Genomic DNA, 23,951 nt, shown 5'->3' on the forward strand with positions numbered 1-23,951 from the left:
TGTTCGAACGGACGCCATCATGACACGAAACCTGCTGCTGGTTAAGCAGCGCTGATCCAGGTTGGATCCAGAAGTCAGGCAGCCAGCCCGTGCGAGATCAGCTCCAGCGGCAGCGCGGTGGTGCACTTGATCTGCTCCATCGAGAAGGCCGAGGACACGCCGGTCAGGCGCGCCGTCTTGATCAGCTTCTTGTAGAAGCGGTCATAGCCCGCGATGTCGGTGGTGACGACCTTGAGCAGGTAGTCGACGTCGCCGCTCATGCGGTGGAACTCGAGCACTTCCGGCAGCGCGATCACGGCCGCGGCGAAGCGCGCCAGCCATTTTTCGTCATGTTCGGTGGTGCGCACGCTGACGAACACCGTGACCGGCAGGCCGACCTTCTCGCGGTTGACGATGCTGACCCGGCTTTCGATATACCCCTCTTCCTCGAGGCGCTTGACGCGCTTCCAGCATGGCGTGCTGGAAAGGCCGACCTTTTCGCTGAGGCCGGAAATGGAGAGGGTGGCATCCGCCTGCAATGCGGCGAGAATAGCGCAATCAAACTTGTCGAGAGAGTTCATTTTCCCTGTATCGATATATTGAGAACGTATATGCCAGTTCCGCGCCAAAAAGCGGATAAATTAGTATATGTTCACCAGCACGACTTTGTAACATATTCACTAACGATAACACGATCCGCAGCAACTAATTACTTTTTTGTAATTGTGATGATGAACAACGAAGTCTACCTCGACGCCAACGCCACATCGCCGGTCCTCCCGGCCGCCATCGAGGCGGCGCTAGCATGCATGCAAGCCAGCTTCGGGAACCCGAGCAGCAGCCACGCCTGCGGCCTGCGCGCCAAGGCCCTGCTGGATGCCACGCGCGCCGCGGCACGCCGCGTGCTGGGCGCCCCCAAGGGGAGGCTCATGTTCACCAGCGGAGCGACCGAAGGCATCCAGGCCGCCGTGCTGTCAGCACTGTGCGCGGTACGCGAGCGGCGCGCGCGGGGTGAGGCCTGCGGCGACCTGCTGCTCTACGGCGCCACCGAGCACAAGGCCGTGCCGGAGAGCCTGGCGCACTGGAACCGCCTGCTCGGCGTCGGGCTGGAACTGCGCGCGCTGCCAGTCGACGGCGACGGGCGCCACCGCCTGGATGTGCTGCGCGAGCTGGCGCCGCGCGCCGCTTTTGTCTGCACCATGGCGGCCAACAACGAAACCGGCGTCGTGTCCGACCTGGACGGCATCGCGCGCGTGCTCCTCGACACCCGCAGCCCGGCCCTGTGGATGGTCGACTGCGTGCAGGCGCTCGGCAAGCTTCCGCTGGCGCTCGACGCCACCCGCATCGACTACGCGCCCTTCTCGGGCCACAAACTGTATGCGCCGAAGGGCATCGGCCTGCTGTACGTGCGCGAAGGTGCGCCCTACACGCCGCTGATGTGCGGCGGCGGCCAGGAAGCCGGACAGCGCTCCGGCACCGAGAACATGGCCGGCATCGCCGCCCTTGGCGCGGTGCTCGGCGCGCTGGAGGAGGGCGGTACCTTCCGCACCTGCGCGCAGCTGCGCAGCTACCGCGACCGCCTGGCCGGGAGCCTGCGCGAAGCCTTCCCGGGCCTGGTGTTCAACGCCCCGCTCGAGCATGCCCTGCCGACCACGCTGAATTTCTCGGTGCCGGGCATGAGCAGCAAGGAGCTGCTCGACCTGTTCGACGCCGCGGGCGTGCGCGTCAGCGCGGGTTCGGCCTGTTCGGCCGCCAAGGCGGCGCCGAGCTATGTGCTGGACGCGATGGGCGTGCATCCAGAGCGCAGCGCCTCCGCCGTGCGCCTGTCCTTCGGCCCGCTGGTGGACGACGGCTTCATCGAGGCCGCCTGTGCCAGGATCGAACATTGTGGCCGCGCACTGGCGCAGGCCAGGCCCGCAGCACCCCTGCAGCAGCTCGAGTCGGGCGGTGCCAGCGGCTGGCTGCTGTTCGACGACGACGGCCGCCACTGCATCGCGATCGATCCGCCGGAAGCGCAGGCAGCCCGTCTCGCCGCCGACCTGCGCGCACGCGATTGCCGCCTGCTGGCCTGTTTCGACACCAGCCATGGCGCCGGCGGAGCCGATGCCCTGTGCGATCTCCTTGGGCTGAGCCCGGGCTGGCCGGGCGGCGCCCAGCAGGTGCAGTTCGCCGGCAGCACGCTCGATGCCATCGCGCTCGGCCGGGACGTGCTGGCGAAAGCCGGCGATGGCTACCTGCTGGGACGCCCGGAGAATGGCGTGCTGGCGGCGGAGGCGGTGCATTTCGTGTTCGGCATGGCGCCCGAGGACGCCGGCCTCGACGCGGCCCTGTGTTGCCACCGGATCGGCGAACCGGCGGTGTCCCGTCCCGGCGCCGACGCGCTGCCAGACGAGGGCATCGACCTCGACCCGACGACGGCCGCCGCCTACCTGGCGGCCCACCCCGACGCCCTGCTGGTCGACGTGCGCGAGCTGCCGGAACATGCGGCGGCCTGCGCCCAGCTGCGCGGACGCAAGGCGCAGCACGTGCCGCTGTCGCAGCTGGCCGGCCAGGCCGCGCACTGGCTGCGCGAACCGCGTCCGCTGGTGTTCCTGTGCCGCAGCGGCAACCGCAGCGCCCGGGCCGCACGCCTGCTGCGCCGCCTCGGCCATGCCCAGGCCTGGCATGTCGCCGGAGGATTGGCGCTGGCCGGCTGAATCCCCGCCTGTGTACGCCACCGCACAGTGGCTACCGCTGGCTTCTTCTAGCATGGCGGTGGCCGTGCGCGCCCTGCGTTTCCCTTCCCACTGACTCGCTTCAGGCGCGCAGCGCCAGCGGTCGACAGCGCGCGCCTCTGTGTCGAGGTCCCTGTTGAAGCAAAAGAAGAACCCGAAGGCTGAATCCGGCGGCGCCCCAGTCATGACCGACGCGCGCGATGACGGCGCGCCCGGCCTGCGGGTGCAGCTTGCCGAACTCGCCGGCGCATTCGACGCCGCATGCGATGCGCTCGACCGCGCTCGCCAGCGCGGCAGCGAGCTTCCGCCCGCCGCCGGCGCCATCCTCGACAACACTCCCCTGGTCGACGCCCAGCTGCGCCAGGCGCGCAGCCAGCTGCTGCACGACCGCGGCGTGCTGCCGGTCCACGCAGGCGAAGCCCGTATCCTCGTGCTGGCGCGCGAAGCGGCAAGCCGGGACGACGGCCGCATCGAACGCGAGGGCCTGGCGAGCTTCCTCGACGCGTCCCGGCGGGAGGCGCCGCTGCAACTGGCCGAACTGCGCCTGCTCCCAGCAGCCCTGCGCCTGGCGCTGCTCGACGGCCTGCGCCAGGTGGCCGTGCGCGCCGCCCGCGCCTGCGAGGAGCGCATCCTTGCCGCCGACTGGGCCGGCAGGCTGCTCGACACGGCCGCGCACCGCTCCGGCGACCTGGTCCTGCTGGTGGCCGACATGGCGCGGCAGGTGGAGCCGATGGGCAGCAGCTTCGTGGCGGAACTGGCGCGCCGCCTGCAGGGGCAGGGCCCGGTCGTCGCGCAGGCGCTGGCCTGGATCGACGCGCGCCTGGCGGACGAAGGTTCCAGCATCGGCCAGATGGTAGCGGCCGAGCGCGACACCTTGGCGGCGGACAGCACGCGGGTGGTGAACAGCCTGGCCAGCCTGCGCCTGCTTGGCGGGATCGAATGGCGGCTGCTGGCTGAAGGCGCGAGCACCGTCGAGCCCATCCTGCGCGCCGACCCGGACGGCAGCTATCCGCGCATGGACGGTCCGACGCGCGACCTGTACCGCCTCGCCATCGAACGGCTGGCGCGCAGCAGCGGCCGTCCTGAAACCGAAGTGGCGCAAGAGGCGCTGGGCCTGGCCGGCGTGAACCGCGTGCCGAGCGAAGGAGGGCTCGACGCACGGCGACGCCATATCGGCTACTACCTCGCCGGCCCCGGCCTGCCGGCACTCGAAGCACGGCTGCAGCCGAAACCCGGCCTGGCGGCAGGTCTGGGACGGCGCCTGCGATACGCGCCGCTGGCGGCGCGTATCGCCGGGATGGGGATGTTCACGCTGCTGTTCGCGCTGGCTGTCGTCATCGCTGCGCGCCAGCAGGGCGCCGGGCTGGGGCTGCAGGCCGTCATCGGACTGCTCGCCCTCATCGGCGCGAGCGGGCTGGCGCGTTCGCTGGCCGACATGATGGCCGGCTGGCTCGCGTCGCCGTCCCCCACGCCACGCATGGATTTCGGCGACGGCATCCCGGCGGAAGCACAGGCCCTGGTGGCCGTGTCGGCGCGCCTGGTCAACAGCGCCCAGGCCGATGCGCTGTGCCGCGACCTCGAAGTGCGTTATCTCGCCAACCGCGACCCGCGCCTGCGCTTCTGCCTGCTGGCTGACCTCTACGACGCGCCGGCGGAGACCATGGCCGGCGACGAAGCGCTGGTGGGGCATGTCGCCGCCGCCATCGATGCCCTCAACCGCAAATACGCACGCGAACACGCCTTTGCCACCCTCGACGAGGACGGCCAGCCCGCAACGAAAAGGGTCCGCGTCGAGCCCTTCCTGCTCTTGCTGCGCCCGCGCACCTGGAACAGCGGCGAACACGAATGGATCGGGCGGGCGCGGCGCCGCGGCCAGCTGGCCGACCTGAATGCCTTCCTGGCGGGAACGGGGCGAGAGCGTTTCGCGACGGTAGCCGGCAATACGGCCGGGCTGGCCGAAATGCGTTACGTGATCACGCTCGATGCCGCCACCGACCTGCCGCGCGATGCGGCGCGCCGCCTGGTCGGCGCCATGGCCCATCCGCTCAACCAGCCGGCCCTGGATGCCGGCGCCACCCGCGTGGCCGAAGGCCACGCCATGCTGCGCCCGGCCACCGGCGCGGCGCTGCCGGGGCCGCAGGCCTGCCGCTACCAGCGCATGTGGCTCGAAGCCTACGGCACCTGGGCCGCAGGCCTGGCGGGGCGCGAGTGCGAAGCGCAGGGCATGTTCGGCTGGTCCGCCATCTACGAGGTCGATGCCTATGAACGGGTGCTGCGCGGCCGCCTGCCGGACGACGCGCTGCCGGCGCCGGGCATCGTGGATGAAGGCTGCCTGCATGCGGCGAACGACTGCGACGTGCGGCTTGCGGAAGCGCTGCCCGGCAGCTACGGCGAACATGCCGCGCGCCGCCACCGTGCGGTGCGGGCCGCCTGGCAGGTGGCCGGCTGGGTCAAGCCCAAGGTTCGCCTGGACAGCGGCCAGGGCAGCGGAAAGCGCAGCGGCCAGAGACAGCCCGCCGAAGCCAACCCGATGACCGCCGCGGCCCGCTGGCAGTTGTTCGATGCCCTGCGCGACAGCCTGGTGGCGCCGGCGCTGGCGGCCCTGCTGGTCCTGTGCTGGAGCCAGCTGGCGACGCCGGCGTTCTGGACCGCCGTGGTGCTGTCGGTGTTCTTCCTGCCGGCCCTGCTGGGCAGCCTGGTGGCGCTCGCCGACAAGCCGCACGACGCGCCCTGGCGCCAGCACCTCGACAGCTGGGCGCGCGGGGCGCGCGTGCCGCTGGTGCGCGCGGCGCTGGCCACCAGCTTCCTGCCGCATGCCGCCTGGTGCCAGCTCGATGCCGTGGCGCGCGCGCTCTGGCGCAGCCGGGTGTCGCGCCGGCGCCGGCTGGAATGGCGTCCGGCGGCATTGGCGCGCCCGGCCAGGGTGGTGGCCAACAACTGGCTGACCATGTGGTTCGCACCGGCGCTGGCGGTGGCGACAAGCCTGCTGCTGACCTTTGCCAACCCGTATTCCCTGTTCACGGCCGCACCGGTCCTGCTGGTATGGTTCCTGTCGCCATTGCTGGCCTGGTGGACCAGCCTGCCGCAACGCGCGCAGCCGCGCCTGCCAGCGGCGCGGCTGGTCGGCCTGCAGCGCCTGGCACGCCGCAGCTGGAGTTTTTTCGAGGATCACGCCGGTCCCGCCAACAACTGGTTGCCCCCGGAAAGCGCGCAGGAACATCCCCATCCCCTGGTGGACGCCCGTACCACGCCCGCCGGCATGTCGATCTTCCTGCTGTCCACGCTGGCGGCGCGCGATTTCGGTTTCATCGCGCCGGGCGAGCTGCTGCGGCGCCTGGATGTCTCGCTGGCCTCGATGGCCCTGCTCGAGCGCTGGAAGGGCCATTTCCTGGCCGCCTACGACAACACCACCCTGGCCCCCGTCGAGCCGGCGTTTGTGTCTACCCGTGACAGCGGCTGGCTGGCGCTCGGCATGCGCACGCTGGCCGCCGGGCTGGACGAACTGCCGGATGCGCCGATCTCCGGGCCGCGGGCACTGGACGGGATCCGTGCGGCACTGCACGTGATCGACGAGCTGGCCCAGCACCAGGCGCAGGGCGTGCGCGAACTGGTGGCCGCCGCTTGGCGCGCGCTCGACCCGCAGCGCTGCCGCGCGGCCGATACCTTGCCCGGCCTGTCCGAGTGCCTGCGTCACGTGACGGCCGCGGCCGATGCGCTGGAAGCCGGCCTGCCGGAGACGGTCGATGCCGCGCTGCGCGACTGGGCGGCACGCCTGGCCGCACAATGCCATGCGGTGCAGGACGAGCTGCTGGCGCTGGCGCCCTGGATGCGCGCCGAACAGGAGTACGTGCTTGATGCCAGCCTGACGCGTATCCCGACGCTGCGCGAGCTGGCGATCCTGGAGCTGCCGCCCGGCAGCCATCACGGCCTGGCGCGCCTGGTGCGCGAGGGACGCCAGCACGCGCAAAAGCTGCTCGCGGAGTGCGCCCGCCTGGCCGGGCAGGCGCGCAGCTTCGCCGGCATGGATTTCGCCGCGCTGCTCGACCGCGACACCGGCCTGCTGGCCGCCGGTTGCCAAGTGCGCGAAGGACGCGACGGGCGCCTGGATGCGGCCAGTTGCGACCTGCTGGCCGCGGAAAGCCGCATGGCCAGCTTCCTGGCGGTGGCGCAGGGCCAGCTCGGCCAGGGCCACTGGTGGGCGCTCGGACGTCCGCTGCGCATCGCCGGACCGGAACAACTGCTGCTGTCGCGTACCGGCAGCCTGTCGGACTACCTGGCGCCGCAGCTCCTGATGCCGACGTGGCGCGAAACCCTGCTCGACCATGCCGGCCGCGCCGCCGTGCGGGCACAGGCGGCACATGGCGCGCGCCACGACATGCCCTGGGGCTTTTCGGAGTCGAGCTGCAACGCGGTCGATGCCCAGCTGCTGTTCCAGTCCGGACGCTTCGGCATTCCCGCGGCGAGCCTGGAGCGCAGCCTCGATGCCGGCCTGGTGGCGGCGCCCTATGCGGCACTGCTGGCATTGCCGGTGGCGCCGGCCCTCGCGTTGGCCAACCTCGAGCGCATGGCGCAGGATGGCCTGGCCGGCGACTACGGCTTCTTCGATGCGGTCGACCACACCCCCGGCAGGCTGCCGCACGGCGAACGCCGCCACGTGGTGCGCGCCGTCGCCACCCGTCACCAGGGCATGGGCCTGCTCGCGCTGCTCCAAGTGCTCCACGGGGCGCCGATGCAGCGCCGCTTCAGCCTCGACCCGGAGCTGCGGGCGGCCCTGCCGCTGCTGCAGGAACCGCTGCCGGCCTGCGGCGCATTGGCCCGGGCAAGGGACGCAACGGACGACAGGGCGCATCGGCACGCCGGCCCCGCCCAGGGACGGGTCATCGACCGGGCCGACGCCGCCATGCCCGATGTGCAGCTGCTGTCGAACGGCAGCTACCACGTGATGGTGGACAGCATTGGCGCCGGCTACAGCCGCTGGGGCGAACTGCTCCTGAGCCGCTGGCAGCCGGACCCGCTCGGCGCGCGCGGCGGCCTTGCCTGCGTGCTGCGCGACGGCGCATCCGGTGAACTCTGGTCGCCCACGCTGGCGCCGCTCTACGGCGAGCCGGAACGCTACGAGGCGGTGTTCGCGGAAGGGCGCGCCAGCTTCCGCCGCGAAGAGCGCGGACTGGCGATCCTGAGCGAGGTGGTGGTGGCGCCCGAGGACGACATCGAGCTGCGCCACATCCGCATCCGCAACAAGGGAACTGCGGCACGCACGCTGGAAGTGACGAGCCAGGTAGCGCTGCTCGCGCCCGAAGGGGCTGCACCGCAACTGCGCATCGACGCACCGACCCAGGCCATGCTCTGCACCCTGGGGCCGGGCGCCCCGACCGTCCTGCACCTGATGGCGGTGCGCGGCGACGCCGGCGCGCCGGAGTACAGCGGCAGCTGCCACGACCCGGCGGGCCCTATGCCGCCACTTGACGATGGGGTACAGGCATCCCAGCCCGCGCTGGCAATCCGCCGCAGCATCACGCTGGCGCCGGAGCAGGAGGTCAGCATCGAGCTGATGCTGGGCGTCGCCCCGACGCCGGCTACCGCGCGCGAGCTGGCTGCGCGCTACGCCGGAACGCAGGCGGTGGGACAGGCCGTGGAAGCGGCATGGACGCACGGCCAGGCCTTCCTGCGTGCCGCAGGCATCAGCGAAGCCCAGGCCCAGCTCTACAACCGCCTGGCCGGCTGCCTGCTCGACCCGGTGCCCGGCCTGCGGGCGGACGCCGGCGTCATCGAACGCAACGTGCGCGGACGCGCCGCCCTGCGCCCCTATGGCGTGGACGGCAGCCGCCCGCTGCTGGTGCTGCAGCCCGGCCCGGACAGCAGCCTGGCGCGCGAGGTTTTCCAGGCGCATGGCTACTGGCGAGCACGCGGCTTCGAGGCCGACCTGCTGGTGCTGTGCGAGGGCCGCGCCGTGTTCGACCAGGTCATGGCGCTCGCACCCCGCGAAGCGGAGGACATCCACGTCCACCAGTTGGCGGACGTGCCGCAGGAAGACCGTATCCTGCTGCGCGCGGCGGCGCAGGTGCTGCTGCTCGGAGAACGCGGCAGCCTGCTCGAGCAGCTGCGCCGCGCAGCGCCGTCATTGCCGGCGCTGCCGACGCCCTTCGTGGGGCAGGAACAGCCCGCGCCCTGGACGAGCGAGGCGCGCTTGCCGGATGACGAGGCGCTTCGCCATGACAAGGACTTTGGCGGCTTCTCGCAGGACGGGCGCGAGGCCGTGATCCGGAGCAGCCAGGCGCTGCCGGCGCCATGGGAAAACGTACTCGCCAACGGCATGTTCGGCGCCGTGCTGCCGGAGTCAAGCCCAGGCCACACCTGGTGCGGCCGGCGCACCCTGGCCTTGAGCGCGCCCCAGGGCGAAGCCTTCTACCTGCGCGACGAGGACAGCGGCGCCGCATGGTCGCCGACGCCCTGGCCGATGCCGTCGGGCGAGCCCTATCGGACGCGCCACGGCTTTGGCTACACCCTGTTCGAGCACGTGGCGCACGGCATCGGCTCCGAACTGCGCTGCTTCGTGGCGCCCGGTGCGCCGCTCAAGTACGCAGTGCTCAAGCTGCACAACACCTCCAGTGCGCCGCGCCGCCTGTCCGTCACCGGCTACGTGCAGTGGTGGATGGACGATATAAGAGCGACGCCCGGCCTGCAGGTCGTGACCAGCGCCGACGTGGCCAGCGGCGCACTGGTGGCGCGCAACGCGTTTGGAAACTGCCTCGGCGACGGTTTCAACGACAAGGTCGGCTTCTTCCACCTCGATGCGCCCCAGGTAGCCGCTACCGGCGACCGCCGCGAATTCGTCGGCCGCCACCGCAGCCTGGCGCGGCCGGCGGCGCTGGAGCGCAATGGCCTGGCCGGCACGCTGGGGGCCGCCCTCGATCCTTGCGCAGCCTTGCAGACGCGGGTGGAGCTGGCGCCCGGCGCCGGCATCGAGCTCGTGTTCCTGCTCGGCGTCGCCGGGCCGGACCAGCTGGCGGCGAGCCGGGCCGCGCAGCAGTACGGCGGCGCCAAGGCGGCGGCGCTGGCGCTGCGCCAGGTGCATGCCTTCTGGGACGAGCTGCTCGGCAGCCTGCGCGTGTCCACGCCGGATGCCGCCTTCGACCTGTTCGCCAACGGCTGGCTGTCCTACGGCGCGGTGGCCTGCGCCATGGGCGGCACTCCGGCCCAGCAGCTGCAGGGGGCGATGGCGGCGGTGCACGGCAGCCCGGCGGTCCTGCGCGATGCGCTGCTGCGCGCTGCGCGCGCGGACATCGGCGCGGCGGGCGCGATGGTGGAAGACTTCCTGTGGCTGCCCTATGCGCTGCACCGCTACGCCAGCGTGACCGGAGATTACGGCATCCTGCGCGAGCCGGCCGGCGGCGACCCATCCAGCGGCACGCGCCTGGCGCGCGACGACCTGTACCAGTACTGCGTGCACGGCCTGCGCGGCTGCCTGCGCTTCGGGCTGCACGGCATGCCGCTGCAGGATGCGCGCATGCACGAGGACGAAGAAGAACTGGATGCCAGGGGCGAGAGCGTGCGGCTGGCCTTCCTGCTCGCCGGCGTGCTGCAACGTTTCGCCGAAGTGGCCGACCGTCGCGCCGATTTCGGCTTTGCCACCACCTGCCGCGGCGCCGCGCTGGCGCTCAAGGCGCAGGCCGAGGAATACGGCTGGAACGGCACCGCCTATGGCGAAGGCGACGCCGCCACCCAGGCCTGGGCCGCCATGGCGGGCGCCGCGCCCGGCCGCGTCCAGGCGGTGCTCGCCGCACTGGATACGTCCGAGACGGACGACCTGCGCACGGCCGCCTGGGCGGCGCTGGCCCTGGCCGGACAGGGCGCCGGCACGCCGGCCTGGGAGCTGGCCCGTCGCCTGAACCCGCTTGCGGAGGATAGCGGCACACGCGTGCGCCCGGCCTGCGCACCTTACTTCATGATGGATGCCGTAGGAGCCGGGCCGGCCGCCGGCTGGATGCAGATGCTGCTGACCGACGGGCTGCTCGGCCTGCAGCGCACCGTCGACCGCCTGGTGCTGGCGCCGCAGCTGCCGGCGGGCTGGGACAGCATCGGCTTCCGCTACCGCAACGGGCGGACCGGTTATCATGTGACGGTTTTGCCGGCCGCGTCGGGCGAACTCCTGGTGCTGGACGGCACGCCGCAGGGGGGAAAGACGATCGAACTCGTCGACGACGGGCGCGAGCACAAGGTGGAACTGTATGTGGAACGCAGGCCGGAAGACGCGTTCGCCGGCCATCACGACAATGAGTCAGGAACAAGGACATGAACAAACGATTGACCACATGGACCGGCGCCGCCTGCGCCGCCCTGCTGTGCTGCGCCGCGCCGGCAAGCGCGGTGGACTGGAGCGACAACGCCGTCAGCTACCGCTACGGCACCCGCTTCGCCGAGCCCTTCAACCCGGAGCACATCAAGAAGCACATCGTGGCGTTCACCCACGCCAGCGGCTACAAATACGGCAGCAACTACCTCAACCTGGATGTGCTCAAGTCCGACAGCACCGACCCGCGTTCGCTGGGGAGCAGCAGCGGCGCGACGGAGGCCTACCTGCTGTACCGCCACACGCTCGACATCGGCGCGCTGCGCGGCCAGGAAATCCGCTTCGGCAAGGTCAAGGGCGTGGGCCTGACGCTCGGCTTCGACGTCAACCACAAGGAGGACGTCGGTTACAACTCGCGCAAGCGCATGCTGGTGGCCGGCCCCACCCTGATGTGGGACGTGCCGGGCTTCCTGAACACCAGCATCCTGTGGCTGCGCGAATCGAACGCGCCGAGCGGCGCCTTCCCGCCGATCTCGAACGTGCGCGGGCGCTATACCTACGAGACGCACCCGATGTTCGGCGCCAGCTGGGGCATTCCGGTGAACGAACACTGGTCCTTCGAAGGCTTTTTGAACTTCATCGCCGAGAAGGGGCTGGACGAGACCGGCAACCCGACCAGCGCCGAGACCAACCTCGACATGGCGCTGATGGTTGACATCGGCCCGCGCCTGGGCTACGCGAAGAAGAAGATCCGGGTCGGCGTCGGTTACCAGTTCTGGAACAACAAGTTCGGCAATTCGCGCCGGACGACGGGCGGGGCGGGGCAGCGGGCGAGTACCCCGATGGTGCGGGCGGATTTTCATTTCTAGGGCTTTTGCCCAAGCCTTTCAAGGAGTCCGCAAAGCACTTGAATTTGCTCAAAAATTGTAGATAAATTTACAATTTTTGAGTCAAATTGGCGCAAGGTGTTTTCCCATGCAATTGCAAAAATTGCATCATGAAAACCATCACCTTGCCCCCCACTATTGGTGCGCTGTTGCTGGCCCTGTGCTGCAACAGCGCTGCCGCGGCTCCGGCCGAGCACAAGGAATTCGAAGCCACCCTGCACGCGCCCTTCCAGGGCACGGCGGCGGCCGACCGGGCGGATGCGCGCCGAGCCTTCAGCCTGAACTTCAGCTATCCCGGCCTGGAACAGCCGGGAACCGTCTACTGGAAGCTGGAGCTGGTCAACGCGGAAGGACGCGTCGTCCGGCTCTGGCGTGGCGACAGTCCCATCGCCGGTGAGTCCGCTTCCGTCCGGGTCGCCTGGGACGGCCGGCTCAAGGGCACGCCCGCGCCTGCCGGCCTGTACCGCGTGCGCATGCGCGCCGTCCTGCGCGGCGTCTCACACGATGAACATCACGACCCCGTCGAGCAGGACTGGCAGATCGCGGTCGGCGCCCCGGCAGGGCAGCGCATGCCGCGCTTTGCCCCGCTGCCGGGCGTACGAGATGCCGCAGCTGCCGGCACGGCGATGGCCCCCGCCACGGCCTCGCTGCCTTACACGGTCTACCTGGGCAACCTGCACAGCCAGAGCAACCACAGCGACGGCGGCGGCGCGCTCGACGCATGCAAGGGCGCGCAGGATCCGCTCAAGGCGCCCTACGGACCCGAAGCGGCCTTCGCCTATGCCCGCGGCCACGGCCTCGACATCCTGGCCGTCTCGGAGCACAACCACATGTATGACGGCTCGGACGGCACCAATCCCAACGCCGACCCGGCCAAGGCGAAGGAACTGTACAAGGCCGGCCTGACCAGCGCCGCTGCCTTCAATGCCACCAAGCCGGGCTTCCTCGCGCTGTACGGCATGGAGTGGGGCGTCATCAACAACGGCGGCCACATCAACATCTTCAACAGCGACGAGCTGCTGGGCTGGGAGACCAACGCCCTGGGCGAACTCCTGGCCGATACGCCGACCCCGCGCAGCGACTACGGCGCCCTGTACGCCCTGATGCGCCAGCGCGGCTGGGTGGGGCAGTTCAACCATCCCGCGCACAGCGGGCAGTTCAAGGTGAACGGCGTGCCGCTCGCGTACACGCCGGATGGCGACGAGGCGATGGTGCTGTGCGAGGTGATGAACAGCACCGCTTTCTCGACCAACGACACCGAAACCGAAACGCGTCGCAGCAATTTTGAACAAGCCTGCAACCGGCTGCTGGAAGCCGGCTACCACCTGGCCTTCAGCACCAACCAGGACAACCACTGCGCCAACTGGGGCGCGTCCTACACCAACCGCACCGGCGTCCTGCTGCCCAACGGGACGGCCCTGACGCGCGACAGTTTTGTGGCGGCGCTCAAGGCGCGGCGCGTGTTCGCCACCATGGACAAGGGATCGCAGCTGATCCTCACCGCGAACGGCAAGCTGATGGGCGAGCGCTTCACCAACCGCGGGCCGCTCACCCTTCGCGCCAACTTTGCATCCAGCGCAGGCAAGAAGGTGGCGGCGGTGTCGATCTTGGCAGGGGTGCCGGGGCGGAACGGCACCGTCACCGAGGTCTCGAACCTGGCCACGAGCACCTTCACGCCGGCATCGGGCAAGCACTTCTACTATGCGAGGGTGACGCAGGAGGACGGCAACGTACTGTGGTCGGCGCCGGTGTGGGTGACGCAAGAATAACCGTGGATCGTAGGGTGGGCGGGTTTCCCGCCCACGCGTTCAGCCAGCGGTAGCACGGACGCGATGCGGCCTTCTTCCGCTAACTATCACCGCGTGGGCGGGGGGGACCCGCCCACCCTACTGAAATCCGAGGGATTCGCCTGCTCCCAACAAGGTCGCCACGCCGAGCACCGCGAAGATCAGCGCCGCCAGCCCGTGCACGAGCTTGAGCGGCACGCGGTTCGCGATCCGTTCGCCGAAGACCACCGCCGGCACGTTCGCCAGCATCATGCCGAAGGTGGTGCCGGCGACGATCGCCGCCATCGATTCGTAGCGCGCCGCCAGGGCGACGGTGGCGACTTGCGTCTTGTCGCCCATCTCGGCGATGAAGAAGGCGAGCAGGGTGGTCACGAAAACGCCGAAGCGCGCCAGCGGCACATCGTCCGCATCGACTTTGTCGGGAACCATGATCCATGCCGCCATGGCGAGGAAGGACAGGCCCAGCACCCAGCGCATTACCTCGGGCCCCAGCAGCTCGCCCACCAGGGCGCCGACGGCGGCGGCGAAGGCATGGTTGAAGAGCGTCGCCACGAAGATGCCGAGCACGATCGGCAGGGGGCGGCGAAAGCGCGCGGCGAGGAGGAAGGCCAGCAGCTGGGTCTTGTCGCCGATCTCGGCAAGTCCCACGATGCCGGTCGATACGAGAAAGGCGTCCATGAAGCGGCGGGTACGAAAGTCTCGATCATAGCAGAGCCGTCTGTGCATACAGCGCGCGCCAGCCCCATGCGGGTGCTTTCCGGCCACGAATGAAGATGCTATTCTGCCCGCTTCCTTCCACGCGAGAGACCATGAAGACAAGCACCCTGCTGCGCGCCACGGCCTGCGCCTTCCTTTGCCAGTGGAGCGCCTACGCGTTCGCACTCGACCCCCTCAGCTACGCCAAATACGACCAGGTCAAGACCACGGCCCTGCACCTGGACCTGAAAGCCGACTTCACGCGCAAGACCCTGGCCGGCTACGCCGACCTGACCCTGAACTGGATCGACAAGTCGGCCGCCACGCTGGACCTCGACACCCGCGAGCTGAACATCTCCAAGATCGAGGCGCAGGACGCGAAAGGCGCCTGGAAGCCTGTCAAGTACATCCTCGGCAAGCTGGATACCGAAAAAGGCCAGGCCCTGCAGATCGCGCTGCCCGGCCAGCCGGCCAAGGTCCGCATCCACTACCAGACCGCGCCCACCGCGCCGGCGCTGCAGTGGCTCACGCCCAAGCAGACCATGTCGGGCAAGTACCCCTTCATGTTCAGCCAGTCGCAGCCGATCGCCGCGCGCTCCTTCGTGCCGATCCAGGACACCCCGGCGGTGCGCTTCACCTATACCGCACGGATCCAGGCCCCGGAGGGCATGCGCGTCGTGATGAGCGCCGATAACGACCCCAAGGCCACCGGCAAGGGCGGCTGGAAGTTCACCATGCCGCAGCCGGTGCCGTCCTACCTGATCGCGATCGGCATCGGCGAGCTGGAAGCGCGCACCCTGGGCCCGCGCACCGGCGTCTACGCCGAGCCGATGCGCATCAAGGCCGCCGAATACGAGCTGGCCGACACCGAGAAGATGGTGGCCGCGGCCGAATCGCTGTACGGCCCGTATCGCTGGGGACGCTACGACATGCTGGTGCTGCCGCCGTCCTTCCCGATCGGCGGCATGGAAAACCCGCGCCTGACCTTCCTGACCCCGACCATGATCGCGGGCGACCGCAGCCTGGTCGACCTGGTCTCGCACGAGCTGGCCCACAGCTGGTCGGGCAACCTGGTAACCAACGCCTCGTGGAAGCACTGGTGGCTCAACGAAGGCTTCACCACCTACGTCACCACCCGCATCCTCGAGAAGATGTACGGCGAGGAGGTGGCGACCATGAACCTGCAGCTCGAGCAGGAAGAAGCGCTCGACTCGTTGAATAGCATCCCGAAAGAGAAGCAGGCGCTCGTCACCCGCCATCCGGACACCAGTTCCGAGCACTACACCGACGAAGGCTTGGCCTATCCGAAGGGCGCCTGGTTCCTGCGCACCCTGGAGCAGCGCGCCGGCCGCGCCGCTTTCGATGCCTTCCTGCGCGGCTGGTTCGACCAGCACGCCTTCCAGAGCGTGACCACCGACCAGTTCGTCGCTTTCCTGCGTGCGAACCTGCTGGCGAAGAACCCGAAGATCATGAGCGACGCCGAGCTGGATGAGTGGCTGTACGGTCCGGGCATCCCGGCCACCGCACAGAAGGCGGTCTCGGCTCGCCTGGCCAAGCTGAACGACACCACCGCCCGCTGGCTCAAGGGCGACATCAAGACCGCGCAGCTGCCTGCCAAGGAGTGGAATGCCGCCGAGTGGATGAAGTTCCTGAACGACATCGACAACAAGGCCAACGCCGCCAAGCTGGAAGAACTGGACAAGGCCTTCGGCCTGGCCAAGACCGGCAACAACGAAGTGGCCTTCCGCTTCTACCGCGCCTCGGTGCACGCCGGCTATCGCGGCATCCGCCCGGATCTGGAAGCCTTCCTGATGAGTGTGGGCCGCCAGAAGTTCGTGGTGCCGCTGTACGGCGCCCTGCGCGCCAACGCCGAAGACCGGGCCTGGGCCGAGCGTGTGTATAAAGCTGCGCGCGAGCGTTACCACCCGGAGACGCAGGGCAGCGTCGACAAGCAGATGACCAAATAACAGATAGGGGATGAACAGAGTGTTTGCCATGAATCGCATCGCAGCCGCGGCCCTGATCGCGCTGACCGCTTCCGCCACCGGCGCCGTGTTTGCCCAGGACGCAGCGCCTTCCAGCGCCGCCGTGGCGCCTGCCTACGACCTGCGCGCCGACGTCGAGCGCGTCATGAAGGAATTCGACGTGCCGGGCATCGCCATTGCCGTGGTCAAGGACGGCAAGGTTCTGGCCTCCGAAGGCTTCGGCGTGCGCAAGCGCGGCGAGCCGGCCAAGGTCGACGGCAAGACCATCTTCGAGATCGCCTCGAATTCCAAGGCCTTTACTGCTGCCGCGCTGGCCATGCTGGTCGACCAGGGCAAGCTGGGCTGGGATGACCCGGTGATCAAGCACCTGCCGGACTTCCGCATGTACGACGCCTACGTCACCGCCGAGATGACCATCCGCGACCTGCTGGTGCACCGCAGCGGCCTGGGCCTGGGCGCGGGTGACCTGATGTGGTGGCCGACCACCACCTTCACCACCGACGAGATCATCCACAACCTCCGCTACATCAAGCCGGCCACCAGCTTCCGCAGCGCCTACGCCTACGACAACCTGCTGTACATCGTCGCCGGCAAGATCATCGCCACCAAGTCGGGCAAGACCTGGGGCGAGACCATGCACGAGTGGATCCTCAAGCCGGTGGGCATGACCAACACCACCACCAGCCTTGTCGAAAACGCGAAGTTCACGAACGTCTCGGCGCCGCACAGCAAGATCAACGGCAAGGCGGTGCCGGTCAAGGCCATGCCGGTGCCGAATGCGGATGGTGCGGTGGGCATCAACACCAGCGCCGAGGACATCGCACGCTGGATGCAGGTGCTGCTGGATGGCGGCCGGGTGGGCAAGGATGCATCCGGCAAGGAAGTGCGCCTGTGGTCGGACAAGCAGGCGCGCGAGATGTGGACTGCCCAGACCCCGATGACGATCAGCACGCCGCGTCCGCCGCTGGCCGCCACCAAGCCGAACTTCTACGCCTACGGCCTGGGCTTCCAGCTGCGCGATTACCAGGGCAAGCTGGTGGCGATGCACGGCGGCGCCCTGCAGGGCTTCTATACCCGCGTGCTGCTGGTGCCGGAAGCGAAGCTGGGCATCGCGATCTTTACCAACGCGGAAAGCAGCCCCTCGCTGAACGCGCTGCAGTACCGCCTGCTCGACCAGCACCTGGGCGCGGCGCCGACCGATTGGATCGGCCGCATCGCGGACATCGACCGCGAGAACCAGGCCAAGGAACAAGCCCGCATCAAGAGCGAATCCGCCACCCGCGCGGCGACGTCGAAACCGTCGCTGCCGCTGGCCTCGTACGAGGGCGAGTATGAGGATCCGTGGTACGGCAAGGCGAACATCAAGCGCGTGAACAACAAGCTGGTGATGTCGTTCGCGAAGACGCCGGACCTGACCGGTGAGATGGAGCACTTCCAGCACGACACCTTCATCGTGCGCTGGAAGGAGCGCAACTTCAATGCGGACGCCTACGTGACCTTCTCGCTGGACCACGACGGCAGCATCGAGCGGGTGCGCATGAAGCCGGTGTCGACGGAGACGGACTTCAGCTATGACTTCCAGGATCTGCTGTTCGTGCCGGTGAAGAAGGACAGGAAGGTCTGATCTACTGCCTGCTGACCGCGTGGGCGGGAGACCCGCCCACCCTACGATGCGATTCCTGTAGGGTGGGCGGCTACACGTAGAGATATCGAAACGTTTTACTTCCCGTTCCACACCTTCATCATATCCTCCGACCCCTGCGTCCGGATCCCGTTATCCGACAGGATCGCCTCGGTCGCATCCAGCGTCGCCTTGCGCGGCAGGATCATGTTCTCGCCATAGCGCTGGTCGAACTTGAACACGACGTGCTCGTCCTTCAGGTCGCGCAGCGTCGCCACCAGGTGGGCCAGGCTGCGGATCTTGACGCCGTTCACCGTATCGACCACCGAACCGAAACGGTTGTTGTAGCCGCGTACCAGCGGGTGCGGGAAGAACGGGCCGCTGATCACCACCAGCTCCTCGCGCGCCGCGTCCGGCGAATCGCCGCGGCGCGTCATCAGGGGGCTGTCGTTGAACGCGTAAGCGTTCGCTGCAGCCGCATTCGCCACCAGGAAGGATGCGAATTCGCTGGTCGCACGGGTGAACACCACCGGGCCGTAGACGAAGTAGGAGGGGTAGCCGCCGTTCAGGTCGGGAATCAGCAGCGGACGCGGGCCGCTGGTCGGTACCTCGACCTTCATCGGCTTGCCGCCGCGGATGATCGTCATCGGCACCTTGCCGTTCTGCGCCACCTGCTGGATGCGGTACTGGAAGCGCACGCGCAGGTTCGAGCCCAGCTTCACCATGCCCTGGTTGTCGATCGGGTGCTCGCCGATGTGGGTGATGATGTCGCCTTCCTTCAGCGGCCAGCTGGCATCGGTTTTGTACGGACGGTGCACCAGCGCGCCTTCCACCGACCTGTCGAGCTTCAGGAACTGGCGCAGCGCCGGGTTCTCGAGGTTCTGGACGCTGTCGTGCAGCAGCGGCTTGCCGTCGTAGCGGCCGTCCGCCACGTCCTTCAGGAACAGCTCGATCTCTTCGTTCGGGATCACGTAGCCGATGTTCTGGGCATTGGCCGCCATCGAGAAGGCCAGGCCGATCATCTTGTCGCCTGCGATCACCGGGCCGCCGCTGTTGCCCGGGTTGATCGGCGCGTCGATCTGGATGCGCAGGCCCGAGCTGAACGAGCCGTAGCCGACGAACTCCACGCGCGAGACGATGCCGCGGGTGGTCGACAGCGAATTGCCGCCCACCGGGTAGCCATAGGCGAAGACCGCCTCGCGTACGTCCGGCAGCACGGCGGCGCGCTGCACCGGCGGACGCTTGTCGAAGAAGGACGGGTCTTCCAGCTCCAGCACCGCCAGGTCCAGGCCGCGCGCCAGCGCGATCACCTTGGCCGGCACCCGGTCGCCCGACTGGCTGGCCTGCACCTCGACCTGGCTGGCGTAGGCCACCACGTGGGCATTGGTCAGGATGCGCTTGCCCTCGATGATGACGCCCGAGCCGGTCACGTCGTTAGGAGAGGCCTTGGTCCAGGGCTTGTACGGGTCCGGACGGCGCACGGTGGCGAAGATCTTGACCACCGAGTTCTCGACCGCCGGCAGGGCCGGGGCCTTGGTGGCGGACGGGGTGGCGACGGCCGTCGACGGCGGAGTCGATGGGGTCGGCGCTGGAGGCGGGGAAGTGTCCTGTGCGTGGACGAAGCCGCTCAGGGCGAATGCCACGGCGGCGGCGAGGCGTGCGATTTTCATGGATTCCTTCGGTGGTCGAACAGTGCGAATAATCTTGTGATACAAATCGCAAGAATATACACGCTCGCCGCCGAAGGATATACACCAATCGTCACGAGAGGCAGGCCGCATCCCGCTCGGTCGGATTACTGCTTGACGAACTTGAGCGTCATGCGGTCGCTCTCGCCGATCGCCATGGCCTTCTCGCGATCCTTGTCCTTGTTGGCCAGCACCGGGGGCAGGGTCCACACGCCTTTTTCATGGTTGGCGGTGTCCTTCGGGTTGGCGTTGATCTCGGACTTGGCGGCCAGCTTGAAGCCGGCGCTTTCCACCGTCTTGATGACCCAGGCTTCGTGCACGTAGCCGCTCGAGGCTTTTTCGTCCTGCTTCATCGAAGCCGGCAGGCGGTGGTCGACGATGCCCAGCACGCCGCCCGGTTTCAGCACCTTGTGGATTTCCTTGAAGGTGTTCTTCAGCGCGTCTTCACCGCTGCCGACCCAGTTGTGCAGGTTGCGGAAGGTCAGGACCATGTCGACGCTGTTCGGCGCCGCGATCTGGATGGTGGCAGGCGGTTCGAATACGGCTGTCGCGACCTTGTCGTAGATCGCCGGGTTCGAATCGAGCTTGTTCTTGAAAGCCATGCCATAGCGCTTGTCAGGCGCGATCGCCTGGCCTGCGCCGATCAGCTTGCCCTTGTCGCGCAGGTAGGGCGCCAGGATCTCGGTGTACCAGCCGCCCGACGGCACCAGTTCCACCACCGTCATGTTGGGCTTGATGCCGAAGAAGGTCAGTGTCTCGTACGGATGGCGCCACGCGTCGCGCGCCTTGTTGGCGGCGCTGCGGTGTTCGCCCGCGATGGCGGCTTTCAGGGCGTCGTCTGCCAGTGCGACGCTGGAGGCGCCCGCCATGCCGGTAGCCAGCATCGCGGCCAGGATCAGTCGTTTCATCGGTTCGAAGTCTCCAAGTGATTGTGTGCGGCCGGGCAGAACGCCGCCGCCGCGCAGATGATCGGCCACACTTGGCGGACAGTCAAGCGTTCCTTGTGTATGCATATTGTCGCTCTGGCGCTGTCCGGATGAGTGTCCGCAGCGGACACCCGGACACCTGAGCGGACACTTTCCCCGGACAGTGGACGGCTGACAAATCATGGGTTTCAACGACGCTTTGATCTGGCACAACAATTGCCTATTCAAAACCTCGAGTTGCTGCTAAGGTTGACAAGTTTGCCGGGGCCGCCAGCCCCGGTTGAAACCTATCCCTCCGCAGTAAATACAAGAGCGGGCCGCACCACAAGGCGGGACCGCTGCCCAGAAGTAGGTTGATTTCAGGAGACTTTATGGAACGCCGTACCTTTCTCAATTTCAGCAGCCTGGCGCTCGCCTCCACGCTCGTCCCCTTCACCCGCGCGATCGCAGCGGAAGAACTGCTCAGCTCCATGCCCACGGCCGCCAAGAAGGCGCTGGCCGACGTCGCGCTGAACGCCGCCACCAAGGCGGGCGCCAGCTACGCCGACGTGCGCATCGGCCGCTACCTGAACCAGTTCATCACCACGCGCGACCTGAACGTCGAAAACGTGGCGAACACCGAGTCGGCCGGCGTCGGCGTGCGCGTGATCGCGAACGGCGCCTACGGCTTTGCCGCCACCTCGGACATGTCGAACGACGGCATCGCCAACGCGGCGCGCCAGGCGGTCGCCATCGCCAAGGCCAACGCCAAGCTGCAGTCCGAACCGGTGCGCCTTGCACCAGTGAAGGGCGTCGGTGACGTCTCCTGGTCCACCCCGATCAAGAAGGACTGGCGCACCGTGCCGATCAAGGAGAAGGCAGACCTCTTGATCGCCGCCAACAAGGCCGGCATGGAAGGTGGCGCGACCTTCATGAATTCGATGCTGTTCCAGGTGAACCAGCAGAAGTACTTCGCCTCCACCGACGGCTCCTACATCGAGCAGGACGTGCACCGCCTGTGGGCCCCGTTCCAGGCCACCGCCGTGGACAAGACCACCGGCAAGTTCCGCTCGCGCTCGGGCCTGGGCGCGCCGGTCGGCATGGGCTACGAATACCTCGACGCGCGCAAGGAAGACAAGCTGAAAGCCGCCGGCGGCGTCGCCACCCTGTATACCGGCTCCTATGACATCATCGAGGACGCGCGCGCAGCCGGCCGCGATGCCAGGACCAAGCTGACCGCCAAGTCGGTCACCCCGGGCAAGTACGACCTGATGCTGTCGCCGGAACACCTGTGGCTGACGATCCACGAGAACGTCGGACATCCGACCGAACTGGACCGCGTGCTCGGCTACGAAGCCAACTACGCCGGCACCAGCTTCGCCACCCTCGACAAGTGGCAGACCAAAGGCTTCAAGTACGGCAACCCGATGGTCAACCTGTACGCCGACAAGACCACCCCGGGTTCGCTGGGCGCGGTCGGCTACGACGACGAAGGCGTCAAGACCAAGCGCTGGGACATTATCAAGGACGGCATCCTGGTCAACTACCAGGCCACCCGCGACCAGGCCCACATCATCGGCGAGAAGGAATCGCACGGCTGCTCCTACGCCGACAGCTGGAGCTCGGTGCAGTTCCAGCGCATGCCGAACGTCTCGCTGGCGGCCGGCAAGAAGCGCCTGACCCCGGACGAGATGGTCAAGGACATCAAGAAGGGCATCTACATCGTCGGCGACGGTTCCTTCTCGATCGACCAGCAGCGCTACAACTTCCAGTTCGGCGGCCAGCTGTTCTACGAGATCAAGGACGGCAAGATCGGTCCGATGCTGGAAGACGTGGCCTACCAGGCCAACACCCAGGAATTCTGGAACGCCTGCTCGGCCATCTGCGACGAGCGCGACTGGCGCATGGGCGGTTCCTTCTTCGACGGCAAAGGACAGCCGCCGCAGATCAGTATCGTGTCGCACGGGTCGTCGACCACGCGCTTCAACGGCATCAACGTGATCAACACCGCCCGCAAGATCGGCTAAGGCAAGAGGACCCTCATGAGCATCCTTACCCAGGACCAGACCAAGCGCATCACCGACCGCGTGCTGTCGCTCTCGAAGGCCGACGAGTGCATCGTCAACATCGAAGGCGCCCGCATCGGCAACATCCGTTTCGCCCGTAACGCCGTGTCCACCGCCGGCCTGTCCGACGACACCCGCCTCAGCGTGCAGGTCGCCTTCGGCAAGCGCCAGGGCACCGCCACCATCAACGAATTCGACGACAAGTCGCTGGAAAAGGCCGTGCGCCGCGCCGAAGACCTGGCGCGCCTGGCGCCGGAGAACCCGGAATTCATGCCGGCGATCGCCAAGACCGGCTATAAGTCGTCCGAAACCTACGTACAGCGCACCGCCGCCATCGACCCGGAATTCCGCGCCCAGGCCGCCGCCTATGCGATGGAAGCCTGCCGCAAGAAGGGCCTGGTCTCGGCCGGCTTCTTTACCGACCGCGAGACTTTCGAAACGGTCGCCAACTCGAACGGCGTGTTCGGCCACCAGGTCGCCACCTCGCTCGACTTCACCTGCACCGTGCGTACCGAAGACGGCCGCGGTTCGGGCTGGGTCAAGCGCTCGGCGCGCGACGTGGCCCGTTTCGATCCGCGCGAAGCGGCCGACGTCGCCATCGAGAAAGCGCTGCGCTCGGTGGACGCCAAGGCGCTCGAGCCGGGCCGCTACACCGTGGTGATGGAGCCTTCCGCCACCAGCGACCTCTTGACCTTCATGATCGGCGGCTTCAATGCCCGCATGGCCGACGAAGGCCGCAGCTTCCTGTCGAAGAAGGGCGGCCAGAACCGCCTGGGCGACAAGCTGTTCGACCAGCAGGTCAACATCTGGACCGACCCGTGGGACAAGGACGTGCCGGTGCTGCCGTGGGACAACGACATGCTGCCGCGCGAACGGATCCACCTGGTGAAGGACGGCCGCATCAACGCGCTGAACTACTCGCAGTACTGGGCCAGGCAGAAGGGCCAGCGCGCCATCGGCAGCGCCGGCAACATCATCATGGCCGGCACCGACAAGAGCACGGCCGAGCTGATCGCCAACACCAAGAAGGGCGTGCTGGTGACCCGCACCTGGTACATCCGCATGGTGGACCCGCAGTCGGTGCTGGTGACCGGACTGACCCGCGACGGCACCTTCTACATCGAGAACGGCAAGGTCAAGCACCCGATCAAGAACTTCCGCTTCAACGAGAGCCCGGTGACCATGCTGAACAATATCGAGGAAATCGGCAAGCCGCTGGTGATCGGCGGCGACGAGGCGAACTACTCGATGCTGATCCCGGCGATGAAGATCCGCGATTTCAACTTCACGTCGCTGTCGGACGCTGTTTAAAACGTAGCGTGGGCGGCTCTGC

General features: G+C 68.0%; 12 protein-coding genes. 8 read left to right on the forward strand and 4 right to left on the reverse strand.

Annotated features, from left to right (window positions below; all coding sequences use genetic code 11):
- Window positions 1-74 precede the first annotated feature (74 nt).
- A complete protein-coding gene (locus MA09_RS03685; protein WP_036245582.1) occupies window positions 75-560 on the reverse strand; it encodes an Lrp/AsnC family transcriptional regulator in 486 nt (161 codons plus the stop codon).
- 147 nt (window positions 561-707) lie between these two features.
- On the opposite strand from MA09_RS03685, the gene MA09_RS03690 reads away from it, so the two are divergent.
- From MA09_RS03690 to MA09_RS03705, 4 genes are all read left to right on the forward strand, one after another.
- Window positions 708-2,675: an aminotransferase class V-fold PLP-dependent enzyme gene (locus tag MA09_RS03690; RefSeq protein WP_373887834.1), complete on the forward strand. Its 1,968-nt coding sequence runs from the start codon at window positions 708-710 to the stop codon at window positions 2,673-2,675.
- 154 nt (window positions 2,676-2,829) lie between these two features.
- On the forward strand, window positions 2,830-10,989 hold the full coding sequence (locus MA09_RS03695; protein WP_152594548.1) for a GH36-type glycosyl hydrolase domain-containing protein: 8,160 nt from the start codon (window positions 2,830-2,832) through the stop codon (window positions 10,987-10,989).
- Window positions 10,986-11,852, forward strand: a complete 867-nt coding sequence (locus MA09_RS03700; RefSeq protein ID WP_036245583.1) for a hypothetical protein — start codon at window positions 10,986-10,988, stop codon at window positions 11,850-11,852. Before MA09_RS03695 ends, MA09_RS03700 begins: the two co-directional genes overlap by 4 nt.
- Window positions 11,853-11,980: 128 nt before the next feature.
- Window positions 11,981-13,639, forward strand: coding sequence for a CehA/McbA family metallohydrolase (locus tag MA09_RS03705; RefSeq protein ID WP_036245584.1), 1,659 nt, complete (start codon window positions 11,981-11,983; stop codon window positions 13,637-13,639).
- A 117-nt stretch (window positions 13,640-13,756) separates the two neighbouring features.
- Here MA09_RS03705 and MA09_RS03710 read toward each other — a convergent pair whose 3' ends face one another.
- Window positions 13,757-14,335 carry a TMEM165/GDT1 family protein gene (locus MA09_RS03710; RefSeq protein ID WP_036245585.1) on the reverse strand — a complete coding sequence of 193 codons (579 nt, stop codon included), beginning with the start codon at window positions 14,333-14,335 and terminating at the stop codon, window positions 13,757-13,759.
- Between the two features lie 131 nt (window positions 14,336-14,466).
- Here MA09_RS03710 and MA09_RS03715 point away from each other — a divergent pair, with 131 nt between their 5' ends.
- On the forward strand, window positions 14,467-16,320 hold the full coding sequence (locus MA09_RS03715; RefSeq protein ID WP_036245586.1) for a M1 family metallopeptidase: 1,854 nt from the start codon (window positions 14,467-14,469) through the stop codon (window positions 16,318-16,320).
- A 28-nt stretch (window positions 16,321-16,348) separates the two neighbouring features.
- Window positions 16,349-17,962: a serine hydrolase gene (locus MA09_RS03720; RefSeq protein ID WP_081897407.1), complete on the forward strand. Its 1,614-nt coding sequence runs from the start codon at window positions 16,349-16,351 to the stop codon at window positions 17,960-17,962.
- Between the two features lie 95 nt (window positions 17,963-18,057).
- Here MA09_RS03720 and MA09_RS03725 read toward each other — a convergent pair whose 3' ends face one another.
- Window positions 18,058-19,629: a S1C family serine protease gene (locus tag MA09_RS03725; RefSeq protein ID WP_036245588.1), complete on the reverse strand. Its 1,572-nt coding sequence runs from the start codon at window positions 19,627-19,629 to the stop codon at window positions 18,058-18,060.
- A gap of 125 nt (window positions 19,630-19,754) precedes the next feature.
- Window positions 19,755-20,555 (reverse strand): class I SAM-dependent methyltransferase, encoded by an 801-nt coding sequence (locus tag MA09_RS03730; RefSeq protein ID WP_036245589.1) that lies wholly within the window; start codon window positions 20,553-20,555, stop codon window positions 19,755-19,757.
- A gap of 389 nt (window positions 20,556-20,944) precedes the next feature.
- Between MA09_RS03730 and MA09_RS03735 the strand changes: the two genes are divergently transcribed.
- Together MA09_RS03735 and MA09_RS03740 are read left to right on the forward strand one after the other, a co-directional pair.
- On the forward strand, window positions 20,945-22,579 hold the full coding sequence (locus MA09_RS03735; protein WP_036245590.1) for a TldD/PmbA family protein: 1,635 nt from the start codon (window positions 20,945-20,947) through the stop codon (window positions 22,577-22,579).
- Window positions 22,580-22,594: 15 nt separating this feature from the next.
- A complete protein-coding gene (locus MA09_RS03740) occupies window positions 22,595-23,929 on the forward strand; it encodes a TldD/PmbA family protein (protein WP_036245591.1) in 1,335 nt (444 codons plus the stop codon).
- Window positions 23,930-23,951: the final 22 nt, after the last annotated feature.

The organism is Massilia sp. BSC265, from assembly GCF_000740675.1.
In the GTDB taxonomy this organism is placed as follows: Bacteria; Pseudomonadota; Gammaproteobacteria; order Burkholderiales; family Burkholderiaceae_D; genus Telluria.